The organism is Rhodospirillales bacterium, assembly GCA_016699855.1.
Classification (GTDB): Bacteria; Pseudomonadota; Alphaproteobacteria; order Reyranellales; family Reyranellaceae.
Map to the genome: position 1 here is coordinate 4,336,753 of CP064988.1, position 11,905 is coordinate 4,348,657.

The 11,905-nt window shown below is 72.0% G+C and carries 11 protein-coding genes and 1 pseudogene; 6 read left to right on the forward strand and 6 right to left on the reverse strand.

Annotation, left to right across the window (positions count from 1 at the left end; translation table 11 throughout):
• Positions 1 to 5: 5 nt before the first annotated feature.
• The 4 genes from IPK81_20475 to IPK81_20490 all read right to left on the reverse strand — a co-directional run bounded on the left by IPK81_20475 (position 6) and on the right by IPK81_20490 (position 5,371).
• Positions 6 to 1,796 carry a cation:proton antiporter gene (locus IPK81_20475; protein QQS11887.1) on the reverse strand — a complete coding sequence of 597 codons (1,791 nt, stop codon included), beginning with the start codon at positions 1,794 to 1,796 and terminating at the stop codon, positions 6 to 8.
• 75 nt (positions 1,797 to 1,871) lie between these two features.
• A complete protein-coding gene (locus IPK81_20480) occupies positions 1,872 to 2,879 on the reverse strand; it encodes an NADPH:quinone oxidoreductase family protein (protein QQS11888.1) in 1,008 nt (335 codons plus the stop codon).
• A gap of 31 nt (positions 2,880 to 2,910) precedes the next feature.
• Complete coding sequence (locus tag IPK81_20485; GenBank protein QQS11889.1) at positions 2,911 to 4,113, reverse strand: acetyl-CoA acetyltransferase; 1,203 nt, start codon at positions 4,111 to 4,113, stop codon at positions 2,911 to 2,913.
• Between the two features lie 34 nt (positions 4,114 to 4,147).
• Positions 4,148 to 5,371: a cytochrome P450 gene (locus IPK81_20490; protein ID QQS11890.1), complete on the reverse strand. Its 1,224-nt coding sequence runs from the start codon at positions 5,369 to 5,371 to the stop codon at positions 4,148 to 4,150.
• A 58-nt stretch (positions 5,372 to 5,429) separates the two neighbouring features.
• Here IPK81_20490 and IPK81_20495 point away from each other — a divergent pair, with 58 nt between their 5' ends.
• Both IPK81_20495 and IPK81_20500 read left to right on the forward strand, forming a co-directional pair.
• Positions 5,430 to 5,999: a TetR family transcriptional regulator gene (locus IPK81_20495; protein ID QQS11891.1), complete on the forward strand. Its 570-nt coding sequence runs from the start codon at positions 5,430 to 5,432 to the stop codon at positions 5,997 to 5,999.
• 51 nt (positions 6,000 to 6,050) lie between these two features.
• A complete protein-coding gene (locus IPK81_20500; GenBank protein ID QQS11892.1) occupies positions 6,051 to 6,623 on the forward strand; it encodes a GNAT family N-acetyltransferase in 573 nt (190 codons plus the stop codon).
• On the opposite strand, the gene IPK81_20505 is transcribed toward IPK81_20500, so the two are convergent.
• Positions 6,620 to 7,474 carry an enoyl-CoA hydratase/isomerase family protein gene (locus IPK81_20505; GenBank protein QQS11893.1) on the reverse strand — a complete coding sequence of 285 codons (855 nt, stop codon included), beginning with the start codon at positions 7,472 to 7,474 and terminating at the stop codon, positions 6,620 to 6,622. The genes IPK81_20500 and IPK81_20505 overlap by 4 nt on opposite strands.
• A gap of 184 nt (positions 7,475 to 7,658) precedes the next feature.
• On the opposite strand from IPK81_20505, the gene IPK81_20510 reads away from it, so the two are divergent.
• The 4 genes and pseudogenes from IPK81_20510 (at position 7,659) to IPK81_20525 (ending at position 10,844) form a co-directional block, all read left to right on the forward strand.
• Positions 7,659 to 8,450, forward strand: a complete 792-nt coding sequence (locus tag IPK81_20510; protein QQS11894.1) for an enoyl-CoA hydratase — start codon at positions 7,659 to 7,661, stop codon at positions 8,448 to 8,450.
• Between the two features lie 42 nt (positions 8,451 to 8,492).
• Entirely contained in the window at positions 8,493 to 9,284 is a 792-nt protein-coding gene (locus IPK81_20515; protein ID QQS11895.1) for an enoyl-CoA hydratase, read from the forward strand.
• 38 nt (positions 9,285 to 9,322) lie between these two features.
• Positions 9,323 to 10,084, forward strand: coding sequence for a VOC family protein (locus tag IPK81_20520; protein ID QQS11896.1), 762 nt, complete (start codon positions 9,323 to 9,325; stop codon positions 10,082 to 10,084).
• Positions 10,085 to 10,094: 10 nt separating this feature from the next.
• A pseudogene (locus IPK81_20525) lies at positions 10,095 to 10,844 on the forward strand (glutathione S-transferase family protein).
• Between the two features lie 40 nt (positions 10,845 to 10,884).
• Here IPK81_20525 and IPK81_20530 read toward each other — a convergent pair.
• Positions 10,885 to 11,856 carry a nitronate monooxygenase gene (locus IPK81_20530; protein ID QQS11897.1) on the reverse strand — a complete coding sequence of 324 codons (972 nt, stop codon included), beginning with the start codon at positions 11,854 to 11,856 and terminating at the stop codon, positions 10,885 to 10,887.
• Positions 11,857 to 11,905: the final 49 nt, after the last annotated feature.

Consider the following 11,905-nt stretch of genomic DNA (forward strand, 5'->3'; position numbering starts at 1 on the left):
CGGCGCTATTCCTTCGGCCGGAGGACCGTGCGGCGGACGCGGGGCTCGCGCCGCAGGTCGTCGCCGGCGTTGAGCAGCTTGCGGAACTCGTCGCGCTTCTCGTGGATCGAGGCGATGACCAGGCCCATCGGGATCCCGATGTCGACCAGGACGGCCTCCGACAGCTGCAGGCTGGCCTCGATGGTCTCGGGCACCGCGTCGGTGGCGCCCAGCGTGTAGAGCTTGGTCGCGTGGCCGGCATCGCGGGCGCGCGCCACGATGGTGAGGTCGGCGCGCTCCGCGCGCGCGGCGGCGACGACCCGCTCGACCGCCGCGGGCGCGTCCATCGTCACCACCAGCGCGCGGGCCGCGCCGATGCCGCAGCGGCGCAGGAATTCCGGCCGGGCGGCGTCGCCGTAGTGGGCCGGACGGCCCTCGGCGTGGGCGTGGCGCACCACGTCGGCGTCGCCGTCGACCGCGATGTAGGGGATCTCGTGGCGCGCGAGCATGTCGCCGACGAGCCGGCCGACGCGGCCGTAGCCCGCGACCAGGACGCGCGCCACATCGTCCTCCGGCGGCGCCAGTCCGGCCGGCGCCTGCGTCCCGGGGGGCTGCGCGGAGGCGCCGCGCCGGATCGTCAGCGCGATCAGCGTCGGGATGGCGACCATCGACAACGTGACGGCGAGCAGCACCGTCTGCCCGACCGCCGCCGGCACGAGGCCGAGCGCGGTCGCCGCCCCGATCATCACGAACGCGAACTCGCCGCACGGGCCCAGCGGCAGCGCGACGTTGCGCGACACCGACGCCGTCATGCCCGTGGCCAGACCCAGGCCGAACAGGATCGCCGATTTCAGCGCCACCACGCCGATGGCGATGGCGAGGACCACGACCGGCGACTCGGCGATGCGCCCGAGGTCGAGCCCGGCGCCGATGGAGACGAAGAACACGCCGAGCAGCAGGCCTTTGAACGGCTCCAGCGTCACCTCGACCTCGCGGCGGTACTCGGTCTCGGCCAGCAGCAGGCCGGCGAGGAACGCGCCCAGCGCCATCGACATGCCGCTGGCCGCCGTGGTCAGCGCCGTGCCGAGGACGACGAACAGGCACGCGGCCATGAAGAGCTCGACGCTGCGCGTGCGGGCGACGTGGTGGAACAGCGGACGCAGCGCGAGCCGGCCGACTCCGACGATGGCGAACAGCGTCAGCGCGGCCGGCGCCAGCGCGATCAGCAGGCCGGTGCCGATGCCGCCGCCGTCGCGCGCGCCCAGCACCGCGATCATGACGAGGAACGGCGCGACGGCGAGGTCCTGGAACAGCAGCACCGCGAAGCTGGCGCGCCCGGACGCGGTCTGCAGCCGGCGGCGCTCGGCCAGCACCGGCAGCACGATGGCGGTCGACGACAGCGCCAGCGCGCCGCCCAGCACCGCCGCCGCCGCCGGCGTCTGCCCGAGCGCCCAGGCGACGACGCCGATCGCCGCCGACGTGACGGCGACCTGCAGCGATCCGAGGCCGAACACGAGGCGCCGCATCGTCGAGAGCCGTTCCCACGACAGCTCGAGGCCGATCATGAACATCAGGAAGACGACGCCGAACTCGGCGATGTGGCCGATCGACTCGACGTTGGTCAGGGTCACCGCCGAGAGCCACGGCAGGCCCGTGGCGAGGCGGCCCAGACCGTGCGGACCCAGCAGCACGCCGGCGGCGATGAACCCGAGGATCGGGCTGATCTTGAGGCGGTGGAACACCGGCACGACGACGCCCGCCGTCGCGAGGAACAGCAGCGTGTCCTTCAGGCTGTTGAGATCGGGCGCCGCCGCCATCGCGTCATTGCCTCCGATTGCGGCGGCATCGTAGGCGATGCGGCGCCGGCGCGCCAACGCGCCGGCCGCTGACCCTCAATCCATGGTGATGGCGACGCGGCCGAGGACGGCGCGGTCGAGGATCGCGCGCATCGCCGCGGGCGTCTCCTCCAGCCGGGAGGTGCGGTCGACATGCGGCCGGATCGCGCCGGATCCGGCCCACGCGTGGAGGCGGCGATGCAGGGCCGCGACGCGCTCCGCCTCCTCGAAGCGGGCGTCGTGCGGGCTCCAGCCGACGTAGTAGCCCATGTTGAGACCGACGACGGTGAGGTTCTTCACCAGCAGGATATTGGCGGGGACCACCGGGATCTCGCCGCTGGCGAAGCCGACCGGGCAGATCCGCGCCTCCGGCGCCATGCAGCGCAGGCTCTCGGCGAACACCGCGCCGCCGACCGGATCGTAGACGGCGTCGACGCCCCGGCCGCCGGTCAGCGCCAGCGCGGCGTCGCGGAAGCCGCCCTCGCGGTGGTCGATGGCGTGGTTGGCGCCATGGGCGCGCGCGAAGGCGCATTTCGCCGCGCCGCCGGCGACGGCGATCACCGTGGCGCCCAGCGCCTTGCCGATCTCGACCGCCGCGACGCCGACGCCGCCGGCCGCGCCGTGCACCAGCAGCGTGTCGCCGGGCTTCACGTCGAGCAGATGCGGCCACAGCAGGGCGCCGGCCGAGGTCGTGTAGGAGATCGGCAGCGGGATCGCGGAGATCCAGTCGAGCGACGGCGGTTTCGGGAAGACGTTGACCTCGTGCGCCACGACCTCCTCGGCGCAGCCGCCCCAGTCGAGGACCGCGATCACGGCGTCGCCGACCTTCAGCCGGACGCATTCCGGGGCGGCCTCGACCACGGTGCCGCTGACCTCGGTGCCGGGCGCGAAGGGGAAGGGCGGACGCCGCTGGTACTTGCCGGCGATCACCAGCGAAGTCGCGAAGCTGACGCCGGCCGCCTTCACGGCGATGCGGACCTGGGCCGGTCCGAGCGGCGCGCGCGGGACGTTCTCGAGCCGCAGCGCTTCGGGCGGGCCCCATTCCCGGCAGATCATCGCGCGCATCGGCTCGATCCTCCGCCGGCCGCCCCGGCGGCTAGGCGCCGATGGCGCCGACGATGGCGACGGAGCAGACGTTGCGGGCGGGGAAGCCGCCGAGGTTGTGGGTCAGGCCGAGGCGCACGTCGGGGCGCTGCCGCTCGCCGGCGCGGCCCTGGAGCTGGAGGTACATCTCGTAGATCATGCGGATGCCCGAGGCGCCGATGGGATGGCCGAAGCATTTCAGACCGCCGTCGATCTGGCAGGGGATCGTGCCGTCCGAATCGTAGAAGCCGTCGAGCACGTCCTTCACGGCACCACCCTCCGGCGACACGTGCAGGTCCTCCATCGTCACCAGCTCGGTGACCGAGAAGCAGTCGTGCACGTCGATCAGGCTGAGCTGCCGGCGCGGGTCGGTGATGCCGGCCTCGCGGTAGGCGCGCGTGGCGGCATGCCGGGCGGTCGCGAAATAGCTGCCGTCCCAGGTGTTGTGCTGCTCCTCGACGCCGTTCGAGGCGGCGATCTGCAGCGCCTTGACGGTCACGAGATCCCGCTTGCCGAGCGCGCGGGCGATCTCCGGCGTCGTCACGATGGCGCAGGCGGCGCCGTCGCTGACCCCGCAGCAATCGTAGAGGCCCAGCGGATCGGCGATCAGCGGCGCGTTGAGCACGTCGTCCTCGGTGATCGCCTTGCGCAGATGCGCCTTGGGGTTCTTCACCCCGTTGGCGTGGCTTTTGACCGAGATGCGCGCCATGGCGCGTTTGAGGTCCTCGCGCGACACGCCGTGCTTGGCGCGGTAGGCCGCGGCGAGCTGGGCGAAGCTGCCCGGGGCGGTGAGGTTCGCCCACCACAGCGGCGGCGTCATGCCGGCGGTGAGTCCCGGCAGGCCGCCGAAGCCGGTGTCCTTCAGTTTCTCGACGCCCAGCGCCAGCGCGACGTCGCAGGCGCCGGCGGCCACGGCGTACACGGCCGAACGGAACGCGTCCGAGCCGGAGGCGCAGTAGTTCTCGACGCGCGAGACGGGGATGTAGTCGAGACGCAGCGTCTCCGACAGCGGCAGGCCGGACTTGCCGACGCTGACCTCGTCGAGGCACGTCGACAGCCACGCGGCCTCGATGCGCCCCTGCTCGATACCGGCGTCGGCCAGGGCCTCCTGGAACGCCACGACCATCAGTTCCTCGGCGCCCTTGTCCCAGTGCTCGCCGAAGCGGCTGCAGCCCATGCCGACGATGGCGACCTTGTCGCGGATGCCCGATGCCATGACGAATCCTCCCCGCGGTCCCGGCCGCGTGATCCTACCGCAACGCCACCGGCAGCGTCTTCACGCCCCGCAGGATCAGCGAATCGTGCCAATGCGGCGTCCCGCCTGTCGCGTGGATGCCGGGAAACCGCCCGGCCAGCCTCACGGCGGCGATGCGCGCCTCCAGCCGGGCCAGCGGCGCGCCGAGGCAGAAATGGATGCCGTGCCCGAACGTCAGATGCGGGTTGGGGTCGCGGCCGATGTCGAAGCGCTCCGCGTCGGCGAAGGCCTCGGGATCGCGGTTGGCGGAGTTGACGAAGGCGAAGACGCGCTGGCCCTTACGGATGGCCGCGCCCGCCAGCTCGCAATCCGCCGCCGCGATGCGCGCCAGCGCGCCGCTGGGGCCGTCGTAGCGCAGCCACTCCTCGACGGCGGAGTCGGCCAGCGACGGATCGGCGGCCAGCCGTTCCCACTGGTCGCGGAACCGCAGCGAATACAGCAGCCCGTTGCCGATCAGGTTGGTCGTCGTCTCGTGGCCGGCGAACAGCAGCAGGATGCAGGTGCCGATCACCTCGTCCGTCGTCAGCGCGTCCTTCTCGTCGCGCGCCAGCACGAGCTGGCTGATCATGTCGGCGCGCGGGTCGCGCGTGCGCGCCTCGACCAGTTCGCGGAAATAGCCGGCCATCAGGCGCGCGCCCTCGTCGGCGCGGCGGTATTTGTCGCCGGCGACCTGGGCGGTGCCGATGAACAGCGCGATGTCGTCGGACCACACCCGCACGCGCCGCAGGTCGGCGCGCGGCACGCCCAGCATGTCCATGATCACGCTGGCCGGCAGCGGATAGGCGAAGTCGGCGATCCAGTCGATCGCCCCGCCGGCGCGCGCCTTGGCGTCCATGGCGTCGAGCAGATCGGCGACCACGCCCTCGATGTTCGGCCGCAGGTTCTCGACCGCCGTCGGTGTGAACACCTTGTTGAACAGCCGGCGCAGCCGCGTGTGGTCGGGCGGGTCCTTGAACACCATCCAGTGGTTCAGGTAGCGCATCAGGTGCTCGACGCCGCCGCGCTGGAACTCCGGATTGGCGCGGAAGAACGGGGTCAACCGGTCGGCCGAGATGCCGCGGTTGTCGAGCGCGACGCGCTTGACGTCCTCGTAGCGCGTCACGATCCAGGCCTTCATCGCCGGCGACCAGTGGACCGGCTCCTCCGCGCGCAGGCGCGCGAACTCCGGGAAGGGATCGGCGTTGGTGCCGGGGCGGCCGAGGTCGAACACGTAGCTCATGGGCGCGATCCTAGCGGCGGGTCTTTTACCAAACAAGCGTTTGGTTTAGGGTCGTTCCATGGGCCGTGCCGCGATCCACGTCGACAACCGCCGCGACGAGCTGCTCGCGGCCGCCGCCCGGCGCTTCGCGCGCGGCGGCTTCGACGCCACCTCGATGCGCGACATCGCCGGCGACGTCGGCATGCTGGCCGGCTCGATGTACTACCACTTTCCCTCGAAGGACGACCTGATCGCGGCGGTCTACGCGCTGGGCGTGGCCCAGATCACCGACGCCGTCGGCGCCGCGCTCGCGCGTGCCGGCGATCGGCCGTGGGTGCGTCTCGAGGCGGCCTGCGCGGCGCATCTCGAGGCGCTGCTCGACGCGAGCCCGTTCGCGCGGGTGATGATCGTCGATCTGTCGCGTTGCGCGCCGGCGCTGCGGCGGCGGCTGGTGGCGTCGCGCGACGCCTACGAAGCGGTGTTCCGCGGCCTCGTCGCCGCGCTACCGGCCGGCGCGCCGTCGGACCGCCGGCTTCTGCGCCTGCAGCTCCTCGGGTCGCTCAACGCGGTGCCGGGCTGGTACCGGCCCGGTGGCGCGACGCCGGCGGACATCGCCCGCGCCTTCGTCGCGGCGCTGCGCGGCGGCTAGGCCGCCAGTCGCCACGGTGACGGGCGAGCGTCCCGCCGCTATCCTGCCGGGATGCTTCCGGAGTTCCGCACCGCGCGCCTCGCGCTGCGCCAGATCGCCGTCGCCGACACGGCGGCGATGCACGCGGTGTTCGGCGATCCGGAGGCGATGCGCCATTGGGACTCGCCGCCATCCGCCGACGTCGAGCGCACGGCGGCGATGGTCGCCTACCTCGCGGGCGTCGAGCCCCGCTTCCAAGGCGCCTGGGTCGCCACGCTCGACGGGGAATCGGCGCCGGCGGCGATGGTCAACTACCACAGCGTGGTGGCGTCGCACCGGCGGCTGGCGGTCGGCTACATCCTGGCGCGGCGTCTCTGGGGTCGGGGGCTGATGGCCGAGGCGATGACGGCGCTGCTCGACCATTGCGTCGACACGCTCGACGCGCACCGCGTCGAGGCGCTGATCGAACCGGAGAACCGCCCGTCACAGCGGCTGGCGGAGCGGCTGGGTTTTCGGTGCGAGTCCGGCCCGCTGCGCGACCGCTTCATCGTCGGCGGCGAGTTCCGCAGCGTCCGCATGTGGGCGCTGTTCGCGCCCGAGTGGCGCGCCCGGCGCGGGGCGGCGGCCCCGTCGTCGGAAGCCTAGTCGGCGGCGTCCTCGGTCCAGGGCCCGAACGGCGGCATGTCCTTGCTGGGCCGCATCGGGAAGACCGGCGGCCGCTTCTCCATGAAGGACCGCACGCCCTCCTGCGCGTCGGCGCCGCGCGCCATGTAGCCGATGCACGAGACGTCGATCGCCAGCGCGTCGGCGGGATCGGTCGCGCCGAGCATGCTCCACATCAGGCGGCGGTTGATGGCGGCGGCGGCGCGCGAGGTGTCCTTGGCGAATTTGCGCGCCAGCGCCTGCGCCGCCGGCACCAGCTCCTCCGGCGCGTGGATCGACCGCACGAGCCCGCCGGCGACGGCCTCCTCGGCGCCGAACAACTCGCCCGTCATCACCCACTCCTGGGCGCGCTGCATGCCGACGAGACGCGGCAGGTACCACGAGCTGCCGGCCTCCATGACCATGCCGCGCTTGTTGAAGACGAACCCGATCCGCGCGGTCGACGACATCATGCGGATGTCCATCGGCAGGCACATGGTGATGCCGACGCCGACGGCGGCGCCGTTGATGGCGGCGATCACCGGCTTGAGCGACGAGGCCATCACCATCGTGATCGAATCGCCCTTCTTGCGCGGTGCCGGGCGGCTGCCGTCGTTCCACACCTTGAACGCCTCGGCGCCGCCGGAGATGTCGGCGCCGGCGCAGAAGGCGCGGCCCGCGCCGGTGACGATGACCGCCCGCACGTCGTCGTCGGCGTTGATGGCGCCGAACGCCGCCAGGATGTCGCGCTGCATCGCGGGATTGTAGGCGTTGAGCTTGTCCGGCCGGTTCAGGGTGAGCGTCAGCACGCCGTCGCTGAGGTCGGTGAGCAGGGTCTCGTAGGTCGCGGCCATGGCGGGCGTCTCCGGTGCGGGCGGGCGGGCGCGAAGTCTCGCGGCGCCGGAGACGGCCGGCAACGGGCGCGTGGCGCATGGGGGCGTTGCGTTTCGCCCAGCGGTGCGCCGCGGCGGGCGGCGCGGTTGCGCCGCCGCCGCGCTTCGGCGCACCATGGCCTGAAATGGACGCTTGGAGGGAACGATGGGCGAGGTGCTGACCAGGGTCGAGGACGGCGTGCTGCTGGTGACGATGAACCGTCCCGAGGCGATGAACGCGCTGTCGACCGCGATGCTCGCGGGGCTCCAGACCGAGCTGGCCAGGGCCGCCAACGACCGGTCGATCGGCTGCGTGGTGCTGCGCGGCGCCGGCGAGCGCGCCTTCTGCGCCGGCGGCGACGTCAAGAACATGGCGATCCGCACCGACGGCGGGCGCACCTACGAGGACAAGGTCGCCGATCTGCGGTTCAAGATGGAGGCGTCCGAACTGCTGCACGAGATGGGCAAGCCGACCATCGCGATGGTGAACGGCGTCGCCGCCGGCGCCGGCCTGTCGATCGCGCTGGCCTGCGACATGCGCTTCGCCGCGCGCAGCGCGCGCATGAGCACGGCGTTCGCCAAGGTCGGCTTCTCCGGCGATTTCGGCTCGCACTACTTCCTGCACAAGCTGGTCGGCACCGCCAAGGCGCGCGAGCTCTACTTCACCGCCGAGATCCTGAACTCCGAGAAGATCGAGAAGCTGGGCCTCGCCAACCGGATCGTCGACGACGCGCGGCTGGAGAGCGAGACGATGGCGTTCGCCAAGCAGCTCGCCGCCGGTCCGCGCGTGGCGTGGTGGCACGTCAAGCGGAACATGAAGGTGGCGGAGGAGGGTTCGTTGTCGGAGGCGCTCGACAGCGAGGCCGCGCGCATGATCCGCACCGGCGAGACCGAGGACCACAAGGAGGCGGCGCGCGCCTTCGTCGAGAAGCGCGCGCCCGTGTTCAAGGGCCGCTGAGCCAGATTCGATCCACGCGAATAGATGAAGGGAAACCCGGCCATGGCCGATCTGCTGACCAGGATCGAGGACGGCGTGCTCGTCCTCACACTCAACCGCCCCGACGCGATGAACGCACTGTCGTCGGAGATCACCACGGAGATGCTGGCGGCGCTCAACGGCGCGGTCGACAACGAGGCCGTCGGCTGCGTCGTCGTCACCGGCGCCGGTCCGCGCGCGTTCTGCTCCGGCGGCGACGTCAAGGCGATGGCAAGCGGCGCCAAGGGCGCCGGCACGTTCGAGGGCAAGGTGAACGACCTGCGCCGCCGCATGGAGGTCTCGCGCCTGCTGCACGAGATCCCGCTGCCGACCATCGCCATGGTCAACGGCGTCGCGGCCGGCGCCGGCCTGTCGATCGCGCTGGCCTGCGACATGCGCTTCGCCGCCAGGAGCGCGCGCATGACGACGGCGTTCGCCAAGGTCGGCTTCTCCGGCGATTTCGGCGGCCACTACTTCCTGCACCGGCTGCTCGGGCCGGCCAAGGCGCGCGAGCTGTACTTCACCGCCGACATCCTGCGCGGCGAGGAGATCGAGCGCCTCGGCCTGGCCAACCGCATGGTCGACGACGACAAGCTGGAGGCCGAGACGATGGCCTTCGCCAAGCGCCTGGCCGCCGGACCGCGCGTCGCCCACGCGCTGATGAAGGGCAACATGAAGATCGCCGAGGAGGGCACGCTCGCCGAGGCGCTGGACGGCGAGGCATGGCGCCTGACGCGCGCGCGCGACACCGAGGACCACAAGGAGGCGGCGCGCGCCTTCGTCGAGAAGCGCGCGCCCGTGTTCAAGGGCCGCTGACGCGCCGGCGCGCGGGCGGAAGCACCAGGGAGGATACGATGCGTCTTCGTCAGGCCGTTTTCGTCGCGCGCGATCTCGAGGGCTCGTACGCCGAGCTGCACGACCTCCTCGGGGTCGATGTCGCCTACCGCGACCCCGGCGTCGGCAAGTGGGGCCTCGAGAACGTCGTGTGCGCCAGCGGCAGCGACTTCATCGAGATCGTCTCGCCCAAGCAGGACGGCACCTCGGCCGGCCGCTACATCGAGCGCCGCCACGGGGACGGCGGCTACATGGTGATCCTCCAGGTGCCGGACGCGATCCCGCACCGCGCGCGGGTGCTGGCCGGCGGCGCGCGGGCCGTCGCCCAGAAGGATCTGCCGGAGTACCGCTACACCCACTTCCATCCGGCCGACACGTCGGGCGTGCTGTTGTCGATCGACTCCGTGGTGCCGCCGCCGGGCGCCGATCCGGCGCTGTTCTGGCCGCCGGCCAGCGCCGGCTGGCAGCCGCACCGCCGCGACGACATGACGTCGGGCCTGGCCGGCATCGAGCTGCAGCACACCGACCACGTCGCGATGGCCGAACACTGGTCCAAGCTGCTCGACCGGCCGGTCGAACGCTCGGGCGCGACGCTGACGATCCGGATGGACAACGGGCCGATGCGCTTCGTGGCGGCGGCCGACGGCCGCGGTCCGGGCATCTCGGCCTACGACGTCAAGGCCACGGACCGCGCGAGGGTCCTCGCGGCGGCGGAGAAGCGCGGCAAGCGCCGCTCCGACACGCAGGTCGAGGTCTGCGGCTGCCGCGTCAACCTCGTCTAGGCGCGCCGCGATGGCGGGCCGGGTCCTCGTCGTCGGCAGCTACTTGTCGCCCTACGTCCGCAAGGTCCTGGTCTGCCTCGCGTTGAAGGGGATCGCCTACGAGATCGATCCGATCGTGCCGTTCTTCGGCGACGACCGGTTCACGGCGCTCAGCCCCCTGCGGCGCATCCCGGTGCTGGTCGACGGCGACGTGGCGCTGTCGGACTAGACGGTGATCTGCCAGTACCTCGAGGACCGGCATCCCGATCCGCCGCTGTATCCCGCCGACGCCGCGCGGCGGGCGTGGGCGCGCTGGCTCGAGGAGTTCGCCGACACGCGGATGGGCGACGTGTTCATCTGGCGGCTGTTCAACCAGATCGCGATCCGGCCCGGCGTGTGGGGCGAGAAGGGCGACCGCGAGCTCATGGCCCGCACGCTGGAGCGCGACGTGCCGGAGGTGCTCGACTACCTCGAGAGCCAGGCGCCGGCCGACGGCTTCCTGTTCGGCGCGCCGGGCGTCGCCGACGTGTCGGTCGCGGCGTTCCTCCGCAACGCCGCCTTCGCGCGGCTCACGATCGACGCGGCGCGCTGGCCGCGCGCCGCCGGCCTGGTGTCTCGGACGCTGGCGCTGCCGGCGTTCGTCGATCTGGCGCGCTACGAGGACGCCGTCGTGCGCCTGCCGATCGAACGGCACCGTGAGACCCTGCGCGCGATGGGCGCGCCGGTGAGCGCGGAGACGTTCGGCACCACGACGCCGCGGCGCGGCGTGATGCCGATCTGACCGCGCCGGCGGCCGTTTCCGGCGGCCGGCGCGGCGTCGATCAGGCCGCGACGCGCGCCAGGCGGCCGCGGATGATCTCCTCGGCCTCGCGCACGATGCGGTCGACCAGTTCCTTGCAGGTCGGGATGTCGTTGATCAGGCCCATGCAGGTGCCGGCCGACAAGATGCCGTGCTCGAGGTCGCCGGTCTCGTAGACCACCTTGCCCTTCTGGCCTGAGACGATCGGGCCGATCTCGGCGATGGTCTTGCCCTCGTGCTCCATCTCGATCGCCTTCTTGGCGACGGAGTTGCCGAACACGCGCGAGGTGTTGCGCATGGTGCGGAAGATCAGCGCCGTGGCGCGCTCGTCGGCGCCGACGATGGCTTCCTTCACCTTCTGGTGGATCGGGGCCTCCTTGGTCGCCATGAAGCGCGTGCCCATGTTGATGCCTTCGCAGCCCAGCGCCAGCGCCGCCACAAGTCCGCGCCCGTCGGCGAATCCGCCCGAGGCGACCATCGGGATCTTGATGACGTTGGCGGCCGCCGGCAGCAGCACGAGGTTGGGCACGTCGTCCTCGCCGGGGTGGCCGGCGCACTCGAAGCCGTCCATCGAGATCGCGTCGACGCCGACCTTCTCGGCCGAGACGCCGTGGCGCACCGAGGTGCATTTGTGGATCACCTTGATCCCGGCGGCCTGGAGCTTGGGCAGGAACGGCTTGGGGTTGTTTCCGGCCGTCTCGACGATCTTCACGCCCGAGGAGATGATGGCGTCGATGTACTCGCCGTAGGGCCGCGGCACGAGCGTCGGCAGGATCGTCAGGTTCACGCCGAACGGCTTGTCGGTCATGTCGCGGCAGCGCTTGACCTCCTTGACGAGATCCTCCGGCGTCGGCTGGGTCAGGCCGGTGAGGAAGCCCAGCGCGCCGGCGTTGGCGACCGCCGAGGTCAGCTCGGCGCGGCCGACCCACTGCATGCCGCCCTGCACGATCGGATACTGCACACCGAACATCTCGGTGAAGCGGGTCTTGAGCATCTCGGGTCCTTCCCCTGGGTTTTCGCGTCGCGGAAACGGCGGGTTGGAC